The organism is Kitasatospora sp. NPDC001225 (assembly GCF_053597855.1).
In genome coordinates this window covers 40196-65006 of record NZ_JBSFJC010000030.1, presented here as the reverse complement: position 1 = coordinate 65006, position 24811 = coordinate 40196, and the positions used below count along the sequence as shown (strand labels likewise).

Here is a 24811-nt window from a genome sequence, read left to right as displayed (position 1 = left end):
CCTGGAGGTCCGCTTGAGTGCCGCCCCGCCCGTGGTCCCGCCCGTTCCGCCCGCCGCGTCGCCGTCCCCGGTGGCGCCCGGTCTGCGCACCGGGCGGGCCGCGCTCGCCGCCGCCTTCCTGCTCCAGGGCGTCACCTTCGCCCTGCTGGTCACCTGCATCCCGGAGATCCAGCACCGGTACGGGCTGAGCGACGGGCTGCTGCCGGTCTTCCTGGCCGCGGTGCCGGTGCTGGCCGGGGTCGGGTCGATCGCCTCCGAGCGGCTGGTGAAGCGCACCGGCGCGCGGGCCGTGCTGCGGGTGGTCCAGCCCGCCGTCTGCCTGAGCCTGGCGGCCGCCGGACTGGGCGGGGCACTGTGGCAACTCGCCCTGGCACTGGGCGCGTTCGGGCTGCTGGTGGGCGCGCTGGACGCCAGTATGAACATGCTCGGGGTGGGGCTCCAGCACCGCTACGGCCGCTCGATCATGATCGGTTTCCACGCCGCGTTCAGCCTCGGCGGCATCCTCGGCGCGGCCCTCGCGGGCCTCGGCTCGCACTACGACCTCGGGCTGCCGCTGCTGTTCGGCACGGCCGCGGCGGTGATCGCCCCGCTCGCCCTGCTGGCCGGCGCCTTCTTCGCCGGTCCGGCCGAACTCGGCGACGCCGTCCGGGAGGCGGCCGAGGCCGCCGCCCGGTCCGTCCCCTGGCGTCCGCTGCTGCCGCTCTGCCTGGCGATGGCCTTCGCGTACATCGCGGACTCCTCGGTCTCCAACTACAGCGTCAAGTACCTCACCGACGGGCTGGGCAGCCGGGAGGACCTCGCCAAGCTCTCCTACCTGGGCTACATGGTCGCGATGCTGCTCGGCCGGGCCCTGGGCGACCGCGCGGTGCAGCGCTTCGGCGCCGTCCCGGTGGTCCGCGTCGGTGCCGCGCTGGCGGCGCTCGGCTTCGGCCTCGCCGCGGTCGCGCCCGCCGCCTGGGCGGGCATCGCTGGCTTCACCGTGCTGGGCTTCGGCATCTGCGCGATCATCCCGCAGGTGTTCGCGGCCGGCGGCCGGCTCTTCCCGGCCGACTCGGACGCCGCGGTGGCCCGGCTCAACCTCTTCAACTACGTGGGCTTCCTGGTCGGTTCGCCGCTGGTCGGGGCGATCGCGGACGCGAGCTCGTACCGCTGGGCGCTGCTCGCCCCGATGCTGCTGGTGCTCGCCGTCCTGCCGCTGGCCGACCGCTTCGCCCCGGCGCCGGCGCAGGCGCAGGCGGTGGCCCCCGCCGCCGGGTGACGGTCCCGGCCCCCGCCGCCGGGTGACGGCGGGGGCGGTCGGCGGGGCGGGGGTCAGCTGATCACGGTCTGCAGGCCGGGCATGCCGTCGAGGAAGGGGCCGCTCCTGGTCTTGACGACCGGGTAGCCGTACTCGGCGTAGACGTACGGGGCCCAGTTCAGTGTGTACGACCCGGTCCAGGGCGGCGTGGAGGTGATCTTGACGGTGGCCGTGACGGTGCGGGTGGCGCCCGGCGCGATCGGCACCGTGGGATGGAAGTTGACGGAGTTGCCGCCGAACACGCAGTCCACCTGATCCCCGCCGCAGCCGGTGAAGGTGAACGCGCCGGTCAGCTGGTTGGAGGGGAAGCTCGGCCCGATCCACTCGTACGCGAAGGTGATGGGGGCGGATTCGGTGTTGGTGAGGGAGAGGGTCAGGGTCAGTTCATCGCCCGGTGCCGCCGTCTTCTTGTCGACGGAGGCCGAGACGCCGGTGATCACGCCGTCGTCGCGGGTGGTGGCGGAGGCCGGCTGGGCGGCGAAGATCAGGCCAAGTCCCAGTACCGTGGCGAGAATTACCCCGACGCGTTGCACGCTGAATGGCTTCATGGCGGATGAGAATAGGGAGTTGTGAAGGCCGCGTCTGCGGCTCCTTCACGCCATCTTCAACCGTTGCCGGAAAGCCCTTGCCCCCGCCGTCGGGTGACGGCGGGGGCGTTCGACGGGACGGGGGTCAGCTGATCACGGTCTGGAGCGAGGGCACCCCGAAGGTCCAGGTCTGGTCCTTGGCGGTACCGGTGGTGCCCACCTGGCCGAACTCGTAGTAGACGTACGGCGCCCAGTTCAGCGTGTACGGGGCGGTGCCCCACGCCGGGGTGTCGGTGATCTTGACGGTGAGCGTGACGCTCTTCGTCGCGCCGGGTGCGATCGGCGCGTTGAAGTGGAAGTTGGCGCTGTTCCCGGTGAACGCGCAGTCGGAGGTGTCACCGGTGCAGCCGGTGATGGTGAACGCTCCGGCCTGCGTGTTGGCCGGCCAGGTCGGCTGGACGGCCTCGTAGGCGAAGTAGATGGGACTGTTCTCACTGTTGGTGAGCGACAGCGTCAGGGTCAGCTGGTCTCCCGCCTTCGCCGTCGACTTGTCGACCGCGAAGGTGGCGCCGCTGACCGCGGCGGAGGCCGGCTGGGCGGCAAAGAACACGCCAAAACCCAGTATTGCAGCGAGAATTACCCCAAGGCGTTGCACGCTGAATGGCTTCATGGCGGAGAGGATATGGAGTCGCAAAGCTTTTGTCTGCACCGCCTCAACACCCGCCTCCACAGTCGCCCCACAACTTCCGTAGTTTCATCGCGCACCTGCCGCCCGGCCGTCCCCACGAGCGCCGCCCCGGCGCGCCCTGACGGCGGCCCGGCCACCGCCACCCGCTACGGTGGAGGCCATGCCCGAAGCCGAGCGTGACACCCCCTGCGGCCTGCACCTCTTCTGGGACGAGGCCGTCACCGCCTACGACTTCGGCCCCGGCCACCCGATGGACCCGACCCGGCTGGCCCTCACCATGCGCCTGGTCGAGGCCCTCGGACTGGACACCGGCCCCGGGGTGACCGTCCGCTCCGCGCCGCCCGCCGGCGACTCCACCCTCCGGCTGGTGCACACCCGGGAGTACGTCGAGGCGGTCCGGAACGCCGCCGCCCATCCCGACCGCTCCGACCCGCTGCACGGACTCGGCACCGACGACAACTGGTCCTTCCCGGCGATCCACTCGGCCTCCGCGCTGATCGCCGGCCAGTCGGTGGCCGCCGCCGAGGCGGTCTGGCGCGGCGAGACCCCGCACGCCGTCAACTTCGCCGGCGGACTGCACCACGCGATGCCCGGCAAGGCCTCCGGCTTCTGCGTCTACAACGACCCGGCGCTGGCCATCGCCCGGCTGCTCGAACTCGGCGCCGAGCGGGTCGCCTACGTCGACGTGGACGTCCACCACGGCGACGGCGTCCAGGCGGCCTTCTGGAACGACCCCCGGGTGCTCACCGTCTCGCTGCACGAGCACCCCGCCACGCTCTTCCCGCAGAGCGGCTGGTCGATCGAGACCGGCGGCGAGGACGCCCCCGGCTCCGCCGCCAACCTGCCGCTGCCCGCGGGCACCGGCGACGCGGGCTGGCTGCGCGCCTTCCACGCCCTGGTGCCCGAACTGCTCGACGCCTTCCGGCCGCAGGTCCTGGTCACCCAGCACGGCGCCGACACCCACCTGGAGGACCCGCTCGCCCACCTCGCCGTCACCGTGGACGCCCAGCGGCTGATCGCCGAGGCGCTGCACGACCTCGCCCACCAGCACGCCGGCGGCCGCTGGGTGGCCACGGGCGGGGGCGGCTACGCGGTGGTGGACGTCGTCCCGCGCACCTGGACCCACCTGGTCGCCACCGCCGCCGCCCGGCCCGTCGACCCGGCCACCGAGACCCCCGAGTCCTGGCGCGCCGAGGTCTACCGCCGCACCCGCCGCCCGGCCCCGCTGCGGATGACCGACGGCGCCCGCCCGGCCTGGCGCGACTTCGACTCGGGTTACGATCCGGCCGACCGACTCGATCAGGCCATCCTCGCCACCCGCCGCGCGGTGTTCCCCCACCACGGACTGCTGGCCTGAACCCGCCGTCCCGGAAGTGCCCAGCCCGGGAGGTGCGTACGAGGGGCGGTGCCATCCGCAGAGCGGCGACGTACTGCAACCGTCCTATCTCCCACCGTACGAGGACTGCACTTCCCCTCTTCCCACTGGTACCACCCATAACTACTCTGGGGATACACGTGTGCCGGTGGAGTCACCGGAGGGGAAGCCGGTGCCTTGCACACGGGTAAGGGTCGGGTGATGGTCATGAGTTCCGTCGAGCGCCCCCTTCAGGAAGTCGTCTTCCTGACCGTGGCGGAGGTCGCCGCGGTCATGCGGGTGTCCAAGATGACGGTGTACCGGCTGGTGCACAGCGGAGAGCTGCCGGCCATCCGGGTCGGACGGTCCTTCCGGGTGCCCCAGCAGGCGGTGCACGAGTACCTCAAGGAGTCCTACGTGCGGCTCGAGAGCGCGTAGCGGCGGCGCGCGGGTGCGGGTCCACGACCGTTGGACCCGCCCCCGTTCGCCGTGGATTTCCCGCGAGTTTCCCGGTCCCGGGGAACACGATTACGGCCTTCGCACCATCGACGGTAGGCTAGGCCCTCACGTCAGTCGTATGGACTCCGTCTCTCACGGGCGAGAGTCTCAGTGAGCGAGGGTTGTTCCGTGGGCTCTGTCATCAAGAAGCGTCGCAAGCGTATGGCCAAGAAGAAGCACCGCAAGCTTCTGAAGCGGACTCGCGTTCAGCGTCGTAACAAGAAGTAAGCGGCCCCGGCCGCGCCTAGCGCGCCCAGCGCTTCCACCGCCCGTCCAGGCCCGTCGTGGCCTGGGCGGGCGGTGTCGTTTCACGGCCCCGTGGGGCGGCGCGGTACGGTGCACGCAGGCCGCTCGGGCCGAGGGAACGGGGGTGCAGCACCGTGGGCGTGGTCGTGCTCGTCACCGGCGTGGCGCGCCGGCTCGGTGCCCGCTTCGCCGCCGAGGTCCGCCGCCGGCCGGGCGTCGACCTGGTGGTCGGCGTGGACGTGCAGCCGCCCCGGCTGCCGCCCGAGGAGCCGTCCGGCCCGGCCGCCCCGTACCGCTTCCACCAGCTCGACCTGCGCCGTCCGGCGCTCTCCCGGGTGCTCGCCGAGCACCGGGTGGACACCGTGGTGCACCTCAGCGTCAGCGCCACCGGCCTGGGCTCCACCAACCGCTCCGCGGTGAAGGAGTCCAACGTGATCGGCACCATGCAGCTGCTCGGCGCCTGCCAGAAGGCCCCCGGGGTGCGCCGGCTGGTGGTGAAGTCCACCACCGGCGTCTACGGCTCCGCGCCCCGCGACCCGGCGGTGTTCAGCGAGCGGATGCAGCCCAAGGACCCGCCCGGCGGCGGCTTCGCCAAGGACGCGGCGGAGGTCGAGGGCTACGTCCGCGGCTTCGCCCGGCGCCGCCCGGACGTCGCGGTGACGGTGCTGCGCTTCGCCAACATCGTCGGCCCGAACGCGGACACCCCGCTCAGCGAGTACTTCGCGCTGCCCGTGCTGCCGACCGTGCTCGGCTACGACCCGCGGCTGCAGTTCGTGCACGAGGACGACGCCGTCGCGGTGCTCTGCCGGGCCGCCGACGAGCCCGAGCCGGGCACCGTCAACACCGGGACCTTCAACGTGGCGGGGGAGGGCGTCCTGCTGCTCTCCCAGTGCGCCCGCCGGCTCGGCCGGCCCACCCTGCCGCTGCTGCTGCCCGCGGTCAGCTGGATGGCCGTGCTGGCCCGGCAGACCCGGCTGGTGGACGTCTCGCCCGAGCAGCTGCGGCTGCTCACCCACGGCCGGGTGGTGGACACCGCGCGGCTGCGCGACACCTTCGGCTACCGTCCGGCGTTCAGCACTCCGGAGGCCTTCGCCGACTTCGCCGCCGCCGGGCGGCCGGGCCTGCTGCCGCCCGAACGGCTGGCCGCCGTCACCGACCGGCTGACCGCCCTGCTCGGCCCGGAAGCCGCCGGGCCCGCCGGGCCGGGCGCCGGTCCGGACGCCGTACCGAACCGCCCCCGCCGACCGAGGAGCTGAACCCGCGATGAGTGCCGCAGCCGAGAACGCGCCGGGCGAGGCCAAGGTCATCCCGATCGAGACGGCCCCCAGCTGGACGTCGCCCGAGGGGCCGAATCCGGCCGACCGGCTCGCCGAGGCCGTCGGCGGGGCGCTGGCCGGCCCGCTCGGCCCGGCCGCCACCCGGCTGTTCGGCAAGGGCTGGGAGGGCCGCGCCGCCGAGCGGCTGGCCTTCCTGCGCCGCCGGGTGACCGGCGACTACGAGGTGGACGAGTTCGGCTTCGACCGGGAGCTCACCGAGGAGGTGCTGCTCTCGCTGCTGCGCCCGCTGGCCGAGAAGTACTTCCGGATCGACGTCCAGGGCGCGGAGCACATCCCGGCCGAGGGCGGTGCGCTGATCGTCGCCAACCACTCCGGGACGATCCCGCTCGACGCCCTGATGACCCAGGTGGCCGTCCACGACCACCACCCCGCCCGGCGGCACCTGCGGATGCTCGCCGCGGACCTGGTCTTCGTGCTGCCCGGCATCAACGAGCTGGCCCGCAAGGCCGGCCACACCCTGGCCTGCAACGAGGACGCCCAGGCCCTGCTGGAGCGCGGCGAACTGGTCGGGGTCTGGCCGGAGGGCTTCAAGGGCATCGGCAAGCCGTTCTCCGAGCGCTACAAGCTCCAGCGGTTCGGCCGCGGCGGCTTCGTCTCCTCGGCACTGCGGGCGCGGGTGCCGATCGTGCCCTGCTCGATCGTCGGGGCGGAGGAGACCTACCCGATGATCGGCAACGTGAAGACGCTGGCCCGGCTGCTGGGCCTGCCGTACGTGCCGATCACCCCGACCTTCCCGTGGCTGGGCCCGCTCGGGGCGCTGCCGCTGCCGACCAAGTGGACGATCCGCTTCGGCGAGCCGATCGCCACCGACACCTACCCGGCGGAGGCGGCGGACGACCCGATGCTGGTCTTCGACCTGGCCGACGAGGTGCGCGAGACCATCCAGCACACCCTCTACGAGCTGCTGGTGCAGCGGCGTTCGGTGTTCTTCTAGGAGAACCCGAGGGATCCCGGGGGTTCCCGGGGTTTCCTGGGGACGGCGAGGGCCCGGCGGATATCGCACTCCGCCGGGCCCCCACCGCCCTGCTGTCAGCCGCCCAGGATGCGCAGCCCGGGCAGCAGGTCCGGAAGCAGCGGGGGAACCTCGACGCCCTGCGGCTGGGCCGCGTTCGGGGCGCTGGGCGAGGCCTGCTGCGGTCCCTGCGCCGGGGCCGCGTCGGCGCTCGGCGAGGGCTTGGTGCCGGTGAGCCCGCTGGTGAGACCGCCGACCAGGCCGTTGACGGCGTCGGGGGCGCTGCTGGGCAGGGTGTCCGGCAGGACGCCGCCCTTGCCGCCGTTGCCGGAGGCACCGGCGCCGGGGTAGGCCGGGGCGTGCTCGGTGGCGCCGGGGCGGTTGCCGGCGGCGCCGGAGCCCGGGGCCTGGTCGGTGCCGGCCGAGGTGCCGGAGCCGGCCGCCGGGGAGCCGGCCGGGGAACCACCGGTCGAGTGGGACGAACCGTCGCCCGCTCCGTCGCCGGCCGCGCCACCGCTCTGAGCGGGGGGCAGGACCAGGCGCAGGGGCGCGACGTCCTCGCTTATGTCGTCGAAGAGCCGGTTCACCAGGTCGGCCTGCTGGGTGAGCTGGACGGGCAGCCGGCCCTGCAGCTCGCTCCACCGGCCGTCCTCGTCGTGGGCGAAGCCCGCGAGGGCCCGCATCGGGTCGAGCGAGCCGTTGCTGCGGTAGACCGAGCGCAGCAGCTCGCGGCCCTTGAGGGCGTCGGCGTGCATGTCGTCCAGGGCGCGGCGGACCTGTTCGACGGTGGCAGGGCTGAGCGCGCCGGCCTGGTCGGTGCGGCCGACCAGGGTCTTGGCCTCGCCGAGCCGGGTGGCCGCGTTGTCGAGCAGCATCTCGCCGCGTTCGGAGTCGGAGCCCGCGAAGTCGAGCCGGAGCCCTTCCAAGCCGCGTTTGAGGCCGTACAGGCTGTCCCCGGGGAGGGCGTTGGAGCTGGCCGCGGCGACGCCGGCCAGGCTGCCGACGGCGAGCCCGGCGACCAGCCCGCCGATCGCGAACCGGCGGCTCCAGCGGCCGCGCGGCGCCGTCCGGATCGCCCGGTGGCGGCGCTGGCGGGGCACCGGGGTGCCCGTCCCGCCGGCGAAGGCCTGCTCGAACGCGGCCATCAGCTGGGCGCGTTGGACCGTATGGACCTCCCGGTCCAGCACCGGCCCGGGCAGTGCCCCCAGTGCGTCGGCCAGTCCGACCAGCCCGGCCATCGCGGCCGAACCCGCGCCGGTGGCAGCGGTGTTGTCCGATTCGGCGTTGGCCGCAGCGCGTTGCTCCGCCTGGTGGGCCTCCAGCGCCTCGGCGAAGGCCTTCGCCCGCCGGTGCTCAAGCACGTTTGCCGTCACGGGCCACACCTCCCTTCGTCGTTGTCGACAGCCCGGCCCGCCGGACGGTTGCCCCGGCTGGCCAAAGCCACTCCATCGGGTGATAGGCCGCAATTCGACTTGACCGTACGCCTGGTGGGGGCTTGCACGTTGGCCAACGAGCGGTGCGGGCGGTCGGTTACGCACGGCAGATCATCGGACCTACCGTTCACCCTGACGTGTCGGCCGGGCGCGAACGATGACGGCCGGCCGGACCGTACGGTGCCGGACCGCACGGAGCCGGTGCCGTCCTCGGCGCGGCTCATCGCGCGTCGGGCGGGAGCAGCCGGGCCAGGGTGCGGACGGCGCGGTACTGGAGGGTCTTGATGGCGCCCTCGTTCTTGCCCATGATCCGGGCCGTCTCGGCCACCGACAGCCCCTGCAGGAAGCGCAGGGTGACGCACTCCTGCTGCTGCGGGTTGAGCCGGCGCACCGCGTCCAGCAGGGCGGCGTTGGAGAGCGACTCCAGCACCGACTCCTCGGGGCTGCGCTCGCACTCGTTGGAGTCGAGCATCTCGCCGGTGGTGACCTCCAGCCGGAAGCGGCTGGACTTGAAGTGGTCGGCGACCAGGTTGCGGGCGATGGTGACCAGCCAGGCGCCGAAGTCCCGGCCCTGCCAGGTGAAGGTGCCGATCCGGCGCAGGGCGCGCAGGAAGGTCTCGCTGGTGAGGTCCTCGGCGGTGGCCCGGCTGCCGACCCGGTAGTAGATGTAGCGGTAGACGGTGTCCGCGTAGTGGTCGTAGAGCCGGCCGAAGGCCTCGCTCTCGCCGGCCTGGGCCCGTTCGACCAGCTCCATGACCGGGTTGTGCTCGGTCTCGTAGCCGGGGCTGGGCGCGGTCCGGGCGCGGCCCCGGCCGGCGCTGCCGGTGCGGCCGCGCGAGCCGGTGCCGGTCGAGCCGGCGGCGGTGGTGCGCAGTGCCAGGCCGGGCGGCTGCGGCTGGACGAACGGTCCTCCGGCGAGCGCGAGTTGGGGCGTGGCGGCGAACTGGCTGCGGAGCAGGGTGCGCAACAGGGTCAGGCCCGTGGAGATCTGCCGCTCGGCGGTCGGCCGGTCGCGGAGGCCGGTGCGGGGACGCAGGGGCGCGGACGACGGGCGGGAGGGTGCAGGCGCGTCGTTCCGGACGGGTGGGTACACGGGACTCCCAGAGGCAGAACTGTGGACGGATCACCTCCGCCTGCGCGGAGAGCACTCCCCGAAGCGTCCGTTCGAGCGGGACGCGTGGTGACGTGCATCCAGGAGAGAATAACGCTTTGTGCAATGACAGCTACACCGTGTGGTCGAAGTGGTCGTTTGGGATCCATTTGTTGCGCATGTTCGGCTGACATTGACCGGAGCTGTCATCGTTCATCCGGCTTAACGTGATCGAACGGGCGCTCAGGGTGACCAATTTGGCGGCCTGGGGGGCGGTTTCCCAGCCTTGGGGCTCGGCAACCCCTGACTTTCCCGGCCTGGCGAACGATCAGAACCGGTCACCGGGCGACAGGTTCGAGCAGGTGACGCGGACTGCCCTGTGACGGCGGGGAGTTCGCCCGTAAGAGGGGCCAGGTCAGAGGCCTTGTTGACGACCGCTCACCCGCCGGGGCGAGCCCGACCGGGCGGCCTCCGAACGGCCCCGGAGAGCCCCGGAGCGCCTCGGAGAGTCTCCGGAAAGCTTCCGGAAAGCCTCCGGCGGCCCGGACGGCCGTCCGGCGCGAGGCTCGGGGCCGGGGTTCCGGGCCGGGGTTCGGGCGGGTGGTTCAGGCCCGGTGGCGGCGCCGGTTCAGCGCCACCCCGGCCGCCGCCGTGCCGGCCAGCACCCCGAGCGCGGCCGCCGCCGGCAGCCCCACCCGGGCCGCCTTGCGCCCGGTCCGGAAGTCCCGCACCCGCCAGCCCTGGGCCCGGGCGTGGCGCCGCAGCGCGCCGTCCGGGTTCACCACGTACGGGTGGCCGACCAGCGAGAGCATCGGGATGTCGTTGGCCGAGTCGCTGTAGGCGGCGCAGCGGTCGAGGTCGAGGCGCTCGCGCCGGGCCAGGGCCCGGACGGCGGCGGCCTTGGCCGGGCCGTGCAGCAGGTCGCCGACCAGTCGGCCGGTGTAGCGGCCGTCCCTGGCCTCGGCGACGGTGCCCAGCGCGCCGGTCATGCCGAGCCGCCGGGCGATGATCCGGGCCACCTCCAGCGGGGCGGCGGTGACCAGCCAGACCCGTTGGCCGGCGTCCAGGTGCATCTGGACCAGGGCGCGGGTGCCCGGCCAGATCTTGTCCGCCACGACCTCCTCGAAGATCTCCTCGCAGATCGCCTCCAGGTCGGCGGTGGGCTTGCCGGCCACGATGCCGAGGGCGGACTGCTTGGCGTCCGAGATGTGGTCCGGGTCCTCGGTGCCGTGCAGCCGGAACCAGGCCTGCTGCCAGGCGAAGCGGGCGATGTCGCGGCGGGTGAGGAAGCCGCGGCGGTAGAGGCCGACGCCGAGGTAGAAGATCGCGGCGCCGCGCAGGATGGTGTTGTCGCAGTCGAAGAAGGCGGCGGCGCGGGGGTCGTCCGGGTCCGGGGTGTGGTTCTCGGCGGGGGCCTTGGGGGTCCGTCCGGGCTTGGCCGCGGCCGGTGCGTCCGGCCCGGCGGCGTCCCCGGGGCCGGTGCTGCCCCCTGGTCCGGCGGTGTCCCGGGGCCCGGCGTCGGGTGCCGGCTCGGCCCGCAGCGCGGCCTCGGCCGCCTCGGCCGCGGCTTCGCCGGCCAGGGCGCTCCGCTCGCTGCTGGAACGCCTTGCCTGGGTGAGCCTTCTGAGCACGGCCATGTCATCGAGGATAGCCAGCCGGGCGCCCGGCGGCCGTGACGCAGCCGTGCCCGCGGGGTGAACAGCTCCACCGGGCGCGGGCCCCGGGGGCGGGTGGGCGCCATGGCGGAGAATGGGGTGGTGAGCCCACTGCTGCGACGTAAGAGCCCCGAGCCCGCGGGCCGGACCGTGACCCTGGTCGGCAAGCCCGGCTGCCACCTGTGCGACGAGGCCCGCGAGGTGATCCTCCGGGTGACGGGGGAGTTGGGCGCGTCCTTCGAGGAGCGGGACATCACCCGGGACGAGGAGCTGTACCGCCGTTACTGGGAGCAGATTCCGGTCACCCTGATCGACGGTCGCCAGCACGACTTCTGGCGGGTCGACGAGCGCCGGCTGCGCACCGCCCTCGGCGGCTGAGTGTGCGGCCGGGCGCGGCCGGGCGGCGGCTGAGCGGGGTCTGACCGCGCGTTCGTCCGCGCACCGGCCCCCCGCCGATCGGCGGGGGCGGTTCGCCGAATCGTTGCCAAAGACACTCCGTTCCGGCTTGGGACGGGGCGGGTTGGTCGGCTTACGATCGAACGCGTTTGCGCCCGTGGGGGGCTGAGCACACGAGGAGTGCGCCATGCTTCCCGGTCCTGTCCCTGGGGCCCCCGGAGCCCCGGAGTTCCGGACGGCCCCCCGGGGCTTCGCCGTGGTGGACGTGGAGGCGACCGGCCGCAGCCCGTGGCGGCACCGGGTGGTCGAGGTCGCGGTGGTGCTGCTCGACGAGCGGCTCCGCGCCGAGGGGGAGTTCGCCACCCTGCTGGACCCGCTGGGCCCGGTCGGCCCGACCCATGTGCACCGGATACGCCAGTGCGACGTCGAGGGCGCCCCGCGCTTCCGCGAGATCGCCCCGTGGCTGTTGGAGCTGCTGGCCGGCCGGGTGCTGGTCGGTCACCACGTCAGCTGCGACCACGCGTTCCTGGATCGCGAGTTCGCCCGGATCGGGGTGCCGCTGCCGCCCGTCCCGCTGCTGTGCACGATGCGGCTGGCCCGCGCCCACCTGCCGGAGGCCCGGAGCCACGGCCTGGCGGCCTGCGTGGAGGCGGCGGACCTCGGCTGGTACCCGGCGCACACCGCGCTGGGCGATGCCCGGGTGACCGCCGAGCTGCTGCGGTACTGCCTGGATGCCCCGTCCTGTCCGCCGGACGACTGGACCGGCCCGCTGCGGGAGGCCGCCCGGCTGCCCTGGCCCCGGCTCGGCCGGGCCCGTTCCCGCCCGTCCGGCGCCGCCGTCCCGCTGCTGCGCCGGGAGGCGTCGTACGGCCCGTGGCTGCCCGATTCCCAGGCCCCGGAGGTCGTGCTGACCCAGGCCGGTGCTATGCGTTCGATGGCGTGATGCGCATCACTGTGCGGGGACAAAACGGACACCATCTTTGTGCACACGTTCACAAACACATAGCCTGGCTGCCTAAGCCCAGCTTCACCCACAGGAGCACCGTGGCAATCGGCCGATCACCACAGAGCAGTTCGCAGACGCCCGACCAGGGCGCCGCGCGCCGACCCTCGCGTGCCCGGGGCATCCCGGAGGCGACGGTCGCCCGCCTGCCCCTGTATCTGCGGGCCCTCACCGCGCTCTCCGAGCGCTCGGTGCCGACCGTCTCCTCCGAGGAGCTGGCCGCCGCCGCCGGCGTGAACTCGGCCAAGCTGCGCAAGGACTTCTCCTACCTCGGCTCCTACGGCACCCGCGGCGTCGGCTACGACGTCGAGTACCTCGTCTACCAGATCTCGCGCGAGCTCGGCCTGACCCAGGACTGGCCGGTCGTCATCGTCGGCATCGGGAACCTCGGCCACGCGCTCGCCAACTACGGCGGGTTCGCCTCCCGCGGCTTCCGGGTGGCCGCCCTGTTGGACGCCGATCCCCACGTGGTCGGTTCCACCGCGGCCGGACTGCCGGTGCGGCACATGGACGAGCTGGAGTCGATCGTCGAGAGCCAGCACGTCTCCATCGGCGTGATCACCACCCCGCCCGGCGCCGCCCAGCAGGTGTGCGACCGGCTGGTGGAGGCCGGCGTCACCAGCATCCTGAACTTCGCCCCGACCGTGCTGTCCGTCCCGGACGGCGTGGACGTGCGCAAGGTGGACCTCTCCATCGAGCTCCAGATCCTGGCCTTCCACGAGCAGCGGAAGGCCGGCGAGGAGCCGGACGACCGCGCCGAGTCGGTGCTGGACCGCGCCCCCGGTCCGGTCCGGGCGGCCGCCGCCAAGCTGCGCCGCGCGGCCGGCGGCAGCGGCAAGGGCCGGGGCGCCGCCGAGCCGGCGGCCAAGGACCAGGCCGAGCAGGCCAAGGGAAAGTCCGCCAAGGGCGGCGACGGGGATCTCTCCGCGGTGATGCCCGCATGAACACCGAGAGCTGTGGGGGGCGGGCATGAGCCTTCTCGTCGTAGGGCTGAGCCATCGCACGGCCCCGGTCGGGGTACTGGAGCGCGCCGCGCTGACCGGTGACGTGCCGACCCGGCTGCTGCACGACGCGGCCGCCACCGCGACGGTCGGCGAGGCCGCGCTGCTGAACACCTGCAACCGGATCGAGCTGTACGCGGACGTGGACAAGTTCCACGCCGGCGTCGCCGAGCTGTCGCTGCTGCTGGCCCACCACAGCGGGGTGGACCTGGAGGAGCTGACCTCCCACCTGTACGTCCACTACGAGGACCGCGCCGTCCACCACCTCTTCTCGGTGGCCTGCGGCCTGGACTCGATGGTCGTCGGCGAGGGCCAGATCCTCGGCCAGCTGCGCGACGCGCTGGCCAAGGCCCAGGAGGAGCACACCGCCGGGCGCGGCCTGAACGAGCTGTTCCAGCAGGCGCTGCGGGTCGGCAAGCGGGCGCACAGCGAGACCGGCATCGACAAGGCCGGCCAGTCGCTGGTCACCTTCGGCCTGGAGCAGGTCGCGGCGGGCGCGGGCGAGATCGCCGGCAAGCGCGCGCTGGTGGTCGGGGCCGGCTCGATGAGCTCGCTGGCCGCCGCCACCCTGGTCCGCTCCGGCGTGACCGACCTGCTGATCGCCAACCGGACCCCGGCCCGGGCCGAGCGGCTGGTCGAGATCCTCGGCCCGGACGTGGCCCGGGTGCTGGACCTCGCCAAGGTGCCGGAGGCGCTCGCCGACGTGGACCTGGTGATCTCCTGCACCGGCGCGGCCGGTGTGGTGGTCCGGGCCGAGGACGTGGCCGCCGCCGTCGCCTCCCGCAGGTCCCCCGAGCCGCTCGCCCTGCTGGACCTGGCCATGCCGCGCGACGTCGACCACGCCGTGCACGAGCTGCCCGGCGCCCTGCTGGTGGACCTGGAGAGCCTCTCCCACGCGCACGCCGCCAGCCCTGGCGCCGGCGACGTCGACCAGGTGACCCGGATCGTCTCCGACGAGGTGACGGCCTTCGGCGCCGCCCAGCGGGCCGCCCGGATCGCGCCGACCGTGGTCGCGCTGCGCTCGATGGCCTCCGACGTGGTCGCCGCCGAGCTCGGCCGGCTGGACTCCCGGCTGCCCGACCTGGACGAGCGCTCGCGCGCGGAGATCACCCAGACCGTCCGCCGCGTCGTCGACAAGCTGCTGCACGCCCCGACCGTCCGGGTGAAGCAGCTGGCCGCCGAGCCCGGCGGCGCCTCCTACGCGGAGGCGCTGCGGGAACTGTTCGACCTCGACCCGGCGGCCGTGCACGCCGTGTCGGGCACGCCCGTCGGCGGCGCGCCCCAGCCCTCGGCCGGGGGCACCAGATGAACCGTCAGCCATCCCACGAGTACCACCGGGACGATCACCTCATGAATGGTCAACCGATCACGGAGCAGCCCTCGGCCACCGCGGCCCTGCGGCTCGGCACCCGGCGCAGCGCCCTCGCCATGGCGCAGTCGGGCATGGTGGCCCGCGAGGTGACCAGGGTCACCGGGCGCCCCGTCGAGCTGGTCGAGATCACCACGTACGGCGACACCTCCCGGGAGTCGCTGGCCCAGATCGGCGGCACCGGCGTGTTCGTCTCCGCGCTGCGCGACGCGCTGCTGGAGGGCCGGATCGACTTCGCCGTGCACTCGCTCAAGGACCTGCCCACCGCCGCCCCCGAGGGCCTGGCGCTGGCCGCCGTCCCCGAGCGCGAGGACGTCCGGGACGCCCTGGTCGCCGCCGAGGGCCTGGCCCTGGAGGAGCTGGTCGAGAAGCTCGCCGGCGCCGGCCGCCCGGCCCGGATCGGCACCGGTTCGCCGCGCCGGATGGCGCAGCTGAACGCCTGGGCCAGGGCCCGCGGCGCCCAGCTGGAGACCGTCGCGATCCGCGGCAACGTGGACACCCGGATCGGCTTCGTGACCAGCGGCGAGCTGGACGCGGTGGTGCTGGCCACGGCCGGCCTGAACCGGCTCGGCCGCAGCGCCGAGATATCCCAGCACCTCGACACCGAGGTGATGATCCCGGCCCCCGGCCAGGGTGCGCTCGCGATCGAGTGCACCACCGCCGACGAGGAGCTGACCGCCGCGCTCGCCGCGCTGGACCACGCCCCCACCCGGGTTGCCGTGGCCGCCGAGCGCGCCCTGCTGGCCACCCTGGAGGCCGGCTGCTCGGCGCCGGTGGCCGCGCTGGCCACCTGGGGCCGGGAGAACGAGCTGCGGCTGGACGGCGTGGTCGGCGACCCCGACGGAACCGCCCTGCTGAAGATGTCCGCCAACGGTCCGATCGTCCTCGACGAGACCGCCGAGCAGCGGGCGGCGGCCCTCGGCCGCACGCTGGCTGACCGGCTGCTCGCCGCGGGCGCGGCCGCCCTGATGGGGGAGCGAGCCCGATGAGCCCCACCACCGCCGCCACCGACGCCCTGTTCCCGGCGGGACAGCCCGCCACCGGACGGTGCACCTTCCTGGGCGCGGGCCCCGGGGACCCGGGGCTGCTGACCCTGCGCGCGGTCGAGGTGCTGTCCACCGCCGACGTGCTGGTCGCCGACCCGCTGACCGCCGCCGCCGTGCGCAGCCACTGTCCGGCCGGCGTGCAGGTGCACGCCCCCGCCGCCGAGGGCGCCGACTTCGACCTGGCCAAGGTGGTCGCCGAGGCCGTCCGCTCCGGCAAGCACGTGGTGCGCACCGTCGACGGCGACCCCGGCCTGGACGGCTGCGCCGCCGAGGAGATGCTCAGCTGCGCGGGCGACGGGATCCCGTTCGAGGTGATCCCGGGCGTCGCCCAGTCGGTCGGCGTCCCGGCGTACGCGGGTGTCCCGCTGCGCGCCGGTTCCGGCACCGACGTGCGCTTCGTGGACGGCGCCGCGCTGCTGGCCGGCAGCCCGGTCGACCTGGGCGCGCCGGAGACCACCCTGGTGGTCCGCACCACCCTGGGCCAGCTGCCCGCCACCGCCGCCGCGCTGGTCGCGGGCGGCCGCAAGCCGGAGTCGGCGCTGAGCGCCACGCTCTCCGGCACCACCACCCGCCAGCGGACCTTCACCTCCTCGCTGTCCGGCATCGCGGCGGACCTGAAGGCCGCCCGGGTGCTGCCCTCGCCGGTCTCCGCCCCGGTCGACCCGGCCACCTCGGTGATAGCCGTGGTGGGCGAGCAGGTGGCCCACCGGGCCTCGCACTCGTGGTTCGAGACCAAGCCGCTGTTCGGCTGGAACGTCCTCGTGCCGCGCACCAAGGAGCAGGCCACCGGCCTGTCCGAGCAGCTGCGCTCGTACGGCGCGGTGCCGCAGGAGGTGCCGACCATCGCGGTCGAGCCGCCGCGCACCCCGCAGCAGATGGAGCGGGCCATCAAGGGCCTGGTCACCGGCCGCTACGAGTGGATCGCCTTCACCTCGGTGAACGCGGTGCGCGCCGTCCGGGAGAAGTTCGAGGAGTACGGCCTGGACGCCCGCGCGTTCGCCGGGATCAAGGTCGCGGCGGTCGGCGAGACCACCGCGCAGGCCCTGGTGGACTTCGGCGTGAAGCCGGACCTGGTGCCCTCCGGCGAGCAGTCCGCGGCCGGGCTGCTGGAGGACTGGCCGCCGTACGACCCGGTCTTCGACCCGATCGACCGGGTGCTGCTGCCGCGCGCCGACATCGCCACCGAGACCCTGGTGGCCGGCCTGGTCGAGCTGGGCTGGGAGGTCGACGACGTGACGGCGTACCGGACGGTGCGCGCCTCGCCGCCGCCGGCCGAGACCCGTGAGGCGATCAAGGGCGGCGGCTTCGACGCGGTGCTGTTCACCTCGTCCTCGACCGTCCGGAACCTGGTCGGCATCGCGGGCAAGCCGCACAACGTCACGGTCATCGCCTGCATCGGCCCGGCGACCGCCAAGACCGCCGAGGAGCACGGCCTGCGGGTCGACGTGATGGCCCCGGCGCCGTCGGCGGCCGCGCTGGCCCAGGCGCTGGCGGACTTCGGTGCCAAGCGCCGGGACACCGCGACGGCCGCCGGTGAGCCGGTCTACCGGCCCAGCGAGCGCCGCCCCGGCTCGCGTCGCAAGGCCCGCTGAGGATTCTTAACTATGCTGCCGGGGGCGGCCGTTCGTCGCCCCCGGCACTGCACAACCGTTCGGAGAGAGAAGCCGTGTCCGCTGAATTCCCGTACGTTCGCCCCCGCCGGCTGCGCCAGAGCCCGGCGATGCGCCGGCTGGTGGCCGAGACCCGGCTGCACCCGGCGGAGCTGATCCTGCCGCTGTTCGTCCGCGAGGGCGTCAGCGAGCCCGTCCCGGTGACGTCGATGCCGGGCGTGGTCCAGCACACCCGGGACACCCTGCGCAAGGCCGCGGTGGAGGCGGCCGAGGCGGGCCTGGGCGGCCTCATGCTGTTCGGCGTCCCGGAGGTGCAGGACGCCGTCGGCAGCGAGGGCACCAACCCGGACGGCATCCTCCAGCAGGCGATCCGGGACGTGGTCTCCGAGGTCGGCGACTCCCTGGTGGTCATGTCGGACCTCTGCCTGGACGAGTACACCGACCACGGCCACTGCGGCGTGCTGGCCGCCGACGGCAGCGTCGACAACGACGCCACCCTGGAGCGCTACGCCGAGATGGCCCGGGTGCAGGCCGACGCCGGCGTCCACCTGGTCGGCCCGTCCGGCATGATGGACGGCCAGATCGCCGTGGTCCGGCGGGCGCTGGACGAGGCCGGGCACCAGGACGTGGGCATCCTCGCCTACACCGCCAAGTACGCCTCGGCCTTCTACGGCCCGTTCCGCGAGGCCGTCGGCTCCTCGCTCAAGGGCGACCGCAAGTCGTACCAGCAGGACCCGGCCAACGCCCGCGAGGCGCTGCGCGAGCTGGAGCAGGACCTCGCCGAGGGCGCCGACATGGTGATGGTCAAGCCGGCCATGGCCTACCTGGACATCCTGCGCCAGGTCGCCGACGCCTCCCCGGTGCCGGTCTCCGCGTACCAGGTGTCCGGCGAGTACGCGATGGTCGAGGCGGCCGCCGCGAACGGCTGGATCGACCGGGAGCGGATGATCATGGAGACGCTCACCTCGATCCGCCGCGCGGGCGCCGAGCAGATCCTCACCTACTGGGCGCTCGAAGCCGCCGCGCTGCTCAAGTAGCGGACCCCGTACGGCGGAAGGCCGGGCCGCTCCCGTGGGGGAGCGGCCCGGCCTTCCCGGTTCCCGCTAGGCCGTGTCCGGCAGGCCTCAGAAGCCCACGTCGCCGGCGTGCCCGAAGCCCGCGCCGCCGCCGACCAGGTCGGTCGAGGTGGCGGCGCCGCCACCGAAGCCGCCGGCGGCGGTGTCCCCGGCGTGGGCGAGGCCGAAGCCCCCGCCGGCCAGGAACGGCTGGTCGGCGGAGGCGACGAGCTCGCCGCCGCCGACGAAGCCCACGTGGGCGAAGGCCGGGGTGGCGGCACCGGCGAGCGCCAGTGCGGCGGCGGCGGTCAGGGCGGCCTTGGCCAGCTTGCTCTTCATGGAACTGCCCTCTCTCTGGGAGCGCCCCCACGGGCGCTCTGACACGTGTTCACATCCGGCGGTCCGGACCGGCCCGCCGCTCACCCGGCCGGACCGCGCTGCGGCGGTCGGCCGGACACTTCGTCCGCACAGCCCGGAGGGCCCGGGGAGGTGTTCCTCCCCGGGCCCTCCGACCGTGCCGTGCCCCGTGATCAGCCGATCAGGTGCGAGACACCCGCGTCGCCCGTGGACTGGGTGTTCTGGCCGACGTTGCAGATCTGCTTCGGCTGGTTGTTCAGGACCGGGACCTCGACCGGAACCGCGATGCCGATGACGGCGACCGCGATGTTGTGGACCTCCGGCAGGCAGATGTTCGGGTTGTCCAGAACGTGGCTGTTCGGGCTGCCGTTGCCGGCGGTGCCGGTGTGGTTGGTGCCGCCGTTGCCCTGGACGGAGGTGGCGGCGCCGTCCGAGTCGACGATGGCGGAGGCCGAGCCGGCGGACATCGCGAGGGCGGCGGCGGCCAGGCCGGCGGCGGCGAGGGACTTCTTGATCATTTCTGGTTTTCCTCTCGGGGTGAATCGGGGGGCGATTCGAAGGTGGAACAGCGGGTGGTGCAGGGAGATCAGGGCGGCGACCGATCAGCCGATCAGGTGGGACACGCCGCCGTCGCCCTGGCTCTGGGTGCCCTGGCCGACGGTGCAGTACTGCCGACCGCCGTTGTTGGCGATCGGGACCTCGACCGGGACTGCCACACCGAGCACGCCGACGGCGATGTTGTGGATCTCCGGCAGGCAGATGTTCGGGTTGTCCAGGAAGTGGAAGTTCGGGCTGTTGTTCCCGACCGTGCCCGTGAAGTTGGTGCCGCCGTTGCCCTCGATCGAGGCGGCGGCGCCGTCCGCGTCACCGATGGCCGAGGCCGGGCCGGCGGCACCGGCCAGCGCGGCGACGGCCAGGCCGGCGGCGGCGAAGGACTTCTGGATCATGGGAGATCCCTCTCTGAAATGCTCTTTGGATTCCTTGCGTACGGCGCTGAGAACGCTCAGACCCGGTCGGCAGTCACTGACGTTCAGATCAAAGAATGACGGCACGGAAGGTTACGGGGATTCTGGAAAAGAGTCCCGGAGGCGCGACGGTCAACGGAATCCGGTCGGATTATTAAGCCGAACCGGTTAACGGCCGCAATCCGAGCTCCCGGTCACTCGTTGAGCAGAACGCTTTCCGGCTGCGCCCCCGCAGCCGCTCCCAGTGATCCCCAGTACGGACAGCAGAACGGTGAAAAGCATGAAGTTCTCCAAGCGGGCCGGCGTGATGCTGCTGGCGGTCGGTGCCGGTGTGCTCGCCTCCCAGGGGGCGGCCTCTGCCGCCGCCCCGATCGGCCCCGACCAGGTGGGCGCCCTGGAGGACTCGCTGGCCACCCAGCAGGTCCCCGCGGACATCCCGCTCGCCCCACTGGGCAGCCGCCTCACGGCCGGCATCCCGACCTCGCTGCTCATGCCGCCGGCGCCCGGCCGGACCACCAGCTCCGACGGGGCGCTGCTCCCGGAGCAGATCGTCCCCCAGCTGACCACCGGCAAGGTTGGTCCGAGCGCCAAGGCCGAGCTGCCGCTCCCGCTGGTCGACCAGGGCGCCGACCTCGGCAAGGTGCTGCTGGACGCCCCGGCCGCCCCGCTGCACGCCAAGACCCCCGGGCTCACCCTCGGGCAGCCGCTCTCGCTCGCCCGGGACGGCGCCGGCCAGCTCGCCGACGGCCGGCTGAAGGTGGACGAGATCGACCCGCGGCTGGTCTCCGGCGCGGTGCAGGTGATCCCCGGGGCCAAGGCCAGCCTCGGCGGCGACGACAGCCGGCTCTCCCTCACCGACACGGCGGGCGCCCTGGCCGGGACCACCACCACGACCGCCACCACCGTGGTGGGGCAGACCGGCCTGACCGACCTGACCCAGCTCTGACCCCGGGATCCCATCCGGTACGAGAGCCCGGCACCCCGGCCGCGCGGCGGGATGCCGGGCTCTCGCGCGCCCGGTGGGGCGCTCAGCCCGGCAGGACGCCGGTCAGCCCGCCGACCAGCGGGAGGTCCTTGACGCCGCCGCCGGCGCTCAGCGGGCCGGTGAGCGTCCCGGTGCCGATCGCGGGCAGGCCCTGGTCCGGCTGGAGGGCCGCGCCGTTGTTGAGGAAGTCGGCCGAGGAGTTCGCCCACGGGTCCAGCCGCAGGCTCTTGATCGGCGCGACGCCGTAGCCGAGGCCGGTGGTCGTCCCGCCCAGCGCCTGGCCGAGGTCGGTCTTGGTCAGCTTGGCCGGGCCGGCCGGGGCCTCGCCCGGGGCGGTGGCGGCCTGCGCCGAACCGGCGCCGAGCAGCACCGCGGCACCCACGGCGGCGGCCAGGCCGGCCGCGCTCTTCTTCGAAACCATCGTGATCACCCTTCGGTGGATCGGAGGTACCGGACGGTTGTCCGGAGACGCCGAACTGCCCCCCGGCCGACTGGTCGGGGGGCAGGACGGCCGGTACGCGTGCCGATCGGGATCAGCAGTCGTCCGCGGGCTGCGGGACGGCCTCGACGTTGGCGCAGGCGTTGCCGAAGGCCGGGTTCAGCAGGCCGATGACGTTGATGCTGTTGCCGCACAGGTTGATCGGCACGTGCACCGGGATCTGGATCTGGTTGCCCGAGACGACACCGGGGGAGTTGGCGGCCACGCCCTCGGCGCCGGCGCTGGCGGCGGCGGAGCCCGCCGCGCCCAGCACCAGGCCGGCTGCGGCGGCGGAGAGGACGGCGGCCTTCTTCATGTTCTGCATGGGGGGTTGATCTCCTCGATCACACACGGGTGGAGCGTGCCGCGCCCCGGCGCTGCGGGGCACGGCACGGGCTCGGTGAATCAGCTGTCGCCGACGTGGCGACCGCGGGTTCAGCCGACGTTGGCGCACTGGTTGCCGAAGGCCGGGTTCAGCAGGCCGATGATGTCGATGCTGTTGCCGCACAGGTTGATCGGGATGTGGATCGGGATCTGGATCTGGTTGCCGGAGAGCACACCGGGGGAACCGGCGGCGACGCCCTCGGCACCGGAGCTGGCGACCGCACCGCCGGCGGCGCCGAGCACCAGGCCGCTGGCGGCCAGCGACAGGACGGCGGCCTTCTTGAAGTTGCGCATGTCATTCCTCCGATTTCTGCCCGACGGAAGGGAAATGTCGGGAGTCGGGCGAGCACGAATACTCACCCGAAGGCTGTAGGGATTTCCGTGATTGTCACTCGGGCGGCGCACACCGGCGTGTTCCGCCCATGGCTCGGGCGTGGCCGCGGCGGCCGTGTCGCGGTGCCCCGCGAAGCGATTCCCGCACGGCCGGGAAAGGCTTCGGACAAAGGCGCGACGGTTGGAATTCCGGTCAGGCGTTCCGGCACGGATTGCCGGACGCCGGGTAGGGGAGGCCCGCCGCGCCGACCGAGCCGCCGGTGGCCGCGATGCCGACGACGGCGTGGGCGTGCTTGCGCATGGGCGGTACTCGATTCGTGCGTAGGGGCCGGTGGAGACCGGGTTCCGTCAGGGAGAACGAGGCACCGCGGGCGGGGAAACGGTCGGACCCTCCGATCACCCGAATGCCCGGTCCGCGGCGCCGTTGCGCCGGATGGGTGACAGTGCGGGGAGCGTCGCAACCGGTCCGGTGGGGTCTCGTTCTAGATGTCGCACTCCCCGTGCATATCTGTCGAACAGTCAGGAGGCTCGTATGAGCATCAAGAAGACCGCCGCTGTCGGCGCGGCCGTGGTGGGCATCGTTGCCACCGGCGCCGGTACCGCGATGGCCAGCTCCGGCGCCCAGGGCGTTGCCGCCGGTTCCCCCGGTGTCATCTCGGGCAACCAGATCCAGGTCCCGGTGCACGTTCCGGTCAACGTCTGCGGCAACACCATCGACATCATCGGCCTGCTGAACCCGGCCTTCGGCAACAAGTGCGCCAACGTGGGCTGAGCCCGCACCCGGTTCGGCCGGTGCGAGCCGCCGTTCCGCGCTTCCCTCCTGGGGCGTGGGGCGGCGGCTCTTCGTCGTGCCGGGGCGGCGACGCCCCGTCAGTTCCCGGTGGTGTCACAAGCCTTGTTGCGTTACTTGTCAGTACCTAGAATGCGAGACCTGCTCACCTTTCCTGCTCCTCTCTTGCTCCGCGCCGCTCGGCGCCCCGCCCGGGCGGCCCCCCACCCCCGCAAGGAGACGCGTGTGACCAGGTCCCCACGGTCGGCGGCGCGGCGGACACGCACCGGGTCCTCCCGGTGCGCCGCACTGCTCGCCACCGGAACCCTCCTCGCCGCCCTCGGCCTGGCCGGCGCCCCCGCCGCCCTGGCCGACCCCGCCCCGGCCGCGCCCGCGGCCACCCGACCGGCCGCGGTCGTCGCCCTCGGCGACAGCGCCATCTCCGGGGAGGGCGCCGGCACCGACACCAACGACGGCTACTTCCCGGAGACGGACAGCCCCACCAACTACTGCCACCGCCACCCCAAGTCGGAGATCTTCGTCACCGACATCCCCGGGGTCACCCCGATCGACCTCGCCTGTTCCGGCGCCCAGACCGGCGACCTGGTCAGCGACCCGGAGCTGGCGAAGGTCACCGGCCCCGGCAGCGGCGACTTCGGCGAGCCCAAGCAGGACGTCAAGCTGGCCGACACGGCGGCGAAGTACGACGTCAAGATGGTCGTCGTCACGATCGGCGCCAACGACGACTTCGACTTCAGCGGCATCATGATGCACTGCCTCGCGCAGTACTTCCCGATCCCCAAGGACCAGGGCTGCCGGGACACCATCGGCAGCGACGAGATCCGCCGGCGCGCCAAGGGCGTCCAGCCCAAGGTGGTCGCGGCGCTCCAGAACATCCGTCAGACCATGCGCCGGGCCGGCTACGCCGACTCCTCGTACCAGCTGGTCTACCAGTCGTACTTCAACCCGATCACCCCGGACATCCGGCGCAACGACTACCTCGGCAAGGTCGCCGACGGCTGCCCGGCCTTTCCCGAGGACCTCGCCTGGGGCCACAACTGGGTGGTGCCGACGCTCAGCGACGCGCTGCGCGGCGCGGCCGAGCAGGTGCCCGGCGTCCGGTACCTCGACCAGCGGCGGGTCGCCTTCGGCCACGAGGTCTGCGCGGAGTGGACGAGCTCCCCGTACGAGTACACCAACGGGGACGTCATCAACCTCTCCGAGTGGGTGCGCAACGGCTGCGACTCGCAGATCGGCATCCCCGGGCTGTGCATGAACATGGTCCGCCAGTCGTACCACCTGCGGGTGGCCGGCTACCGCGGCGAGGGCGTCTGCCTCGGCCAGTTCTACGCCCGGCCGGAGCTGGCGCAGGCGTACTGCACCCTCAACCAGCAGAACACCACCTCGATCCAGCCGCTCACGCCCGGACAGCCGTTCGGCGACGTCCCCGAGGACGGCGCCTGGTACCAGCTGACCAACGCGGCCAGCGGCAACGCGCTCGACCTGACCGGCGGCGGCAGCTACGGCGACTCGACCAACGGCCGGGCCGCGATCACCTATCCGGCCACCGGCGGGCTCAACCAGTCCTTCGTCCTGGAGGCCAAGGCCGGCGGCAGCTACGAGCTCGACTTCAGCGGCAACCGGAACATGTGCCTGGACGCCAACGCCGCCTCCACCGCCCCCGGCACCCGGATCCAGCAGTGGGGCTGCACCGGCGGCGGCAACCAGCACTGGGTGTTCAAGCCGGCTGGCAACGGCCGCTACAAGATCGCCGACTCCCAGGACCAGGGCAAGGTCCTGGCCGCCGGCGCCACCCTCGACGCCAAGGGCAACCCGTACGTCGAACTCGCCGCCGACACCGGCGCCGCCGACCAGCTCTGGCAGCTCACCAAGCTCGGCATCGTCTACGTCCACGGCTGATCCGCCCCGCACGTCCTGAGGCCCCGGCCGCCGCCGCCCCCACCCGGGCGGCGGCGGCCGCGT

The 24811-nt window shown here is 73.4% G+C and carries 27 protein-coding genes; 16 read left to right on the top strand and 11 right to left on the bottom strand.

The genetic code is table 11. The annotated features are described in order from the left end of the window. Positions 1-82: 82 nt before the first annotated feature. Positions 83-1258, top strand: coding sequence for an MFS transporter (locus ACWDCZ_RS13355; protein ID WP_117491791.1), 1176 nt, complete (start codon positions 83-85; stop codon positions 1256-1258). Positions 1259-1311: 53 nt separating this feature from the next. Here ACWDCZ_RS13355 and ACWDCZ_RS13350 read toward each other — a convergent pair whose 3' ends face one another. Further along, positions 1312-1845, bottom strand: a complete 534-nt coding sequence (locus ACWDCZ_RS13350; protein WP_380739280.1) for a hypothetical protein — start codon at positions 1843-1845, stop codon at positions 1312-1314. Between the two features lie 124 nt (positions 1846-1969). Continuing rightward, positions 1970-2434 (bottom strand): hypothetical protein, encoded by a 465-nt coding sequence (locus ACWDCZ_RS13345; protein WP_388044911.1) that lies wholly within the window; start codon positions 2432-2434, stop codon positions 1970-1972. 238 nt (positions 2435-2672) lie between these two features. Between ACWDCZ_RS13345 and ACWDCZ_RS13340 the strand changes: the two genes are divergently transcribed. From ACWDCZ_RS13340 to ACWDCZ_RS13320, 5 genes are all read left to right on the top strand, one after another. Further along, positions 2673-3869, top strand: coding sequence for an acetoin utilization protein AcuC (locus ACWDCZ_RS13340; protein ID WP_049652196.1), 1197 nt, complete (start codon positions 2673-2675; stop codon positions 3867-3869). 225 nt (positions 3870-4094) lie between these two features. Further along, positions 4095-4304, top strand: a complete 210-nt coding sequence (locus tag ACWDCZ_RS13335) for a helix-turn-helix domain-containing protein (protein ID WP_045699258.1) — start codon at positions 4095-4097, stop codon at positions 4302-4304. A gap of 171 nt (positions 4305-4475) precedes the next feature. Further along, positions 4476-4592 (top strand): 30S ribosomal protein bS22, encoded by a 117-nt coding sequence (locus ACWDCZ_RS13330; RefSeq protein ID WP_425311139.1) that lies wholly within the window; start codon positions 4476-4478, stop codon positions 4590-4592. Between the two features lie 152 nt (positions 4593-4744). Further along, positions 4745-5866, top strand: coding sequence for an NAD-dependent epimerase/dehydratase family protein (locus ACWDCZ_RS13325; RefSeq protein ID WP_380777104.1), 1122 nt, complete (start codon positions 4745-4747; stop codon positions 5864-5866). A 7-nt stretch (positions 5867-5873) separates the two neighbouring features. Further along, positions 5874-6881 (top strand): lysophospholipid acyltransferase family protein, encoded by a 1008-nt coding sequence (locus tag ACWDCZ_RS13320; RefSeq protein ID WP_259316633.1) that lies wholly within the window; start codon positions 5874-5876, stop codon positions 6879-6881. Positions 6882-6976: 95 nt separating this feature from the next. Here ACWDCZ_RS13320 and ACWDCZ_RS13315 read toward each other — a convergent pair whose 3' ends face one another. From ACWDCZ_RS13315 to ACWDCZ_RS13305, 3 genes are all read right to left on the bottom strand, one after another. Further along, positions 6977-8272, bottom strand: coding sequence for a DUF5667 domain-containing protein (locus tag ACWDCZ_RS13315; protein ID WP_074004022.1), 1296 nt, complete (start codon positions 8270-8272; stop codon positions 6977-6979). A 280-nt stretch (positions 8273-8552) separates the two neighbouring features. After that, on the bottom strand, positions 8553-9308 hold the full coding sequence (locus ACWDCZ_RS13310) for an ECF subfamily RNA polymerase sigma factor, BldN family (protein WP_396276770.1): 756 nt from the start codon (positions 9306-9308) through the stop codon (positions 8553-8555). Between the two features lie 719 nt (positions 9309-10027). Beyond that, positions 10028-11059 (bottom strand): HAD family hydrolase, encoded by a 1032-nt coding sequence (locus ACWDCZ_RS13305; RefSeq protein WP_449815992.1) that lies wholly within the window; start codon positions 11057-11059, stop codon positions 10028-10030. A 102-nt stretch (positions 11060-11161) separates the two neighbouring features. Between ACWDCZ_RS13305 and ACWDCZ_RS13300 the strand changes: the two genes are divergently transcribed. From ACWDCZ_RS13300 to hemB, 7 genes are all read left to right on the top strand, one after another. Beyond that, positions 11162-11455: a glutaredoxin family protein gene (locus ACWDCZ_RS13300; RefSeq protein ID WP_049650473.1), complete on the top strand. Its 294-nt coding sequence runs from the start codon at positions 11162-11164 to the stop codon at positions 11453-11455. 205 nt (positions 11456-11660) lie between these two features. After that, a complete protein-coding gene (locus tag ACWDCZ_RS13295) occupies positions 11661-12416 on the top strand; it encodes a 3'-5' exonuclease (RefSeq protein WP_380777102.1) in 756 nt (251 codons plus the stop codon). Between the two features lie 107 nt (positions 12417-12523). Then, positions 12524-13420 carry a redox-sensing transcriptional repressor Rex gene (locus tag ACWDCZ_RS13290; protein ID WP_049650497.1) on the top strand — a complete coding sequence of 299 codons (897 nt, stop codon included), beginning with the start codon at positions 12524-12526 and terminating at the stop codon, positions 13418-13420. 25 nt (positions 13421-13445) lie between these two features. Continuing rightward, a complete protein-coding gene (locus ACWDCZ_RS13285) occupies positions 13446-14786 on the top strand; it encodes a glutamyl-tRNA reductase (RefSeq protein ID WP_375877607.1) in 1341 nt (446 codons plus the stop codon). Positions 14787-14827: 41 nt separating this feature from the next. Then, complete coding sequence (hemC, locus tag ACWDCZ_RS13280; protein WP_049650476.1) at positions 14828-15835, top strand: hydroxymethylbilane synthase; 1008 nt, start codon at positions 14828-14830, stop codon at positions 15833-15835. Further along, the gene (locus ACWDCZ_RS13275; RefSeq protein ID WP_049650477.1) at positions 15832-17484 is read left to right on the top strand and encodes a bifunctional uroporphyrinogen-III C-methyltransferase/uroporphyrinogen-III synthase; all 1653 of its coding nucleotides are present in this window, start codon (positions 15832-15834) and stop codon (positions 17482-17484) included. The genes hemC and ACWDCZ_RS13275 overlap by 4 nt, the downstream gene beginning before the upstream one ends. Positions 17485-17558: 74 nt before the next feature. Next, positions 17559-18539 (top strand): porphobilinogen synthase, encoded by a 981-nt coding sequence (gene hemB / locus ACWDCZ_RS13270; protein ID WP_117488311.1) that lies wholly within the window; start codon positions 17559-17561, stop codon positions 18537-18539. Positions 18540-18626: 87 nt separating this feature from the next. Here the strand turns inward: hemB and ACWDCZ_RS13265 are convergent, their stop codons facing one another. From ACWDCZ_RS13265 to ACWDCZ_RS13255, 3 genes are all read right to left on the bottom strand, one after another. Then, positions 18627-18896 carry a hypothetical protein gene (locus ACWDCZ_RS13265; RefSeq protein WP_049650479.1) on the bottom strand — a complete coding sequence of 90 codons (270 nt, stop codon included), beginning with the start codon at positions 18894-18896 and terminating at the stop codon, positions 18627-18629. A 191-nt stretch (positions 18897-19087) separates the two neighbouring features. Further along, complete coding sequence (locus ACWDCZ_RS13260) at positions 19088-19432, bottom strand: rodlet layer protein (RefSeq protein WP_074004017.1); 345 nt, start codon at positions 19430-19432, stop codon at positions 19088-19090. An 84-nt stretch (positions 19433-19516) separates the two neighbouring features. Continuing rightward, positions 19517-19861, bottom strand: coding sequence for a hypothetical protein (locus ACWDCZ_RS13255; protein ID WP_049650481.1), 345 nt, complete (start codon positions 19859-19861; stop codon positions 19517-19519). 298 nt (positions 19862-20159) lie between these two features. Here ACWDCZ_RS13255 and ACWDCZ_RS13250 point away from each other — a divergent pair, with 298 nt between their 5' ends. Beyond that, the gene (locus tag ACWDCZ_RS13250) at positions 20160-20825 is read left to right on the top strand and encodes a hypothetical protein (RefSeq protein ID WP_049650482.1); all 666 of its coding nucleotides are present in this window, start codon (positions 20160-20162) and stop codon (positions 20823-20825) included. 82 nt (positions 20826-20907) lie between these two features. On the opposite strand, the gene ACWDCZ_RS13245 is transcribed toward ACWDCZ_RS13250, so the two are convergent. The 3 genes from ACWDCZ_RS13245 to ACWDCZ_RS13235 all read right to left on the bottom strand — a co-directional run bounded on the left by ACWDCZ_RS13245 (position 20908) and on the right by ACWDCZ_RS13235 (position 22020). After that, positions 20908-21285 (bottom strand): hypothetical protein, encoded by a 378-nt coding sequence (locus tag ACWDCZ_RS13245; RefSeq protein ID WP_147409124.1) that lies wholly within the window; start codon positions 21283-21285, stop codon positions 20908-20910. A 112-nt stretch (positions 21286-21397) separates the two neighbouring features. Then, complete coding sequence (locus ACWDCZ_RS13240; RefSeq protein WP_049650484.1) at positions 21398-21667, bottom strand: chaplin; 270 nt, start codon at positions 21665-21667, stop codon at positions 21398-21400. Positions 21668-21777: 110 nt separating this feature from the next. Continuing rightward, positions 21778-22020, bottom strand: a complete 243-nt coding sequence (locus ACWDCZ_RS13235) for a chaplin (RefSeq protein WP_049650485.1) — start codon at positions 22018-22020, stop codon at positions 21778-21780. A 571-nt stretch (positions 22021-22591) separates the two neighbouring features. Between ACWDCZ_RS13235 and ACWDCZ_RS13230 the strand changes: the two genes are divergently transcribed. Beyond that, positions 22592-22831 (top strand): chaplin, encoded by a 240-nt coding sequence (locus tag ACWDCZ_RS13230; protein WP_049650486.1) that lies wholly within the window; start codon positions 22592-22594, stop codon positions 22829-22831. Positions 22832-23074: 243 nt separating this feature from the next. Then, positions 23075-24748 carry an RICIN domain-containing protein gene (locus ACWDCZ_RS13225; RefSeq protein ID WP_449815991.1) on the top strand — a complete coding sequence of 558 codons (1674 nt, stop codon included), beginning with the start codon at positions 23075-23077 and terminating at the stop codon, positions 24746-24748. The last annotated feature ends 63 nt before the right edge of the window (positions 24749-24811 follow it).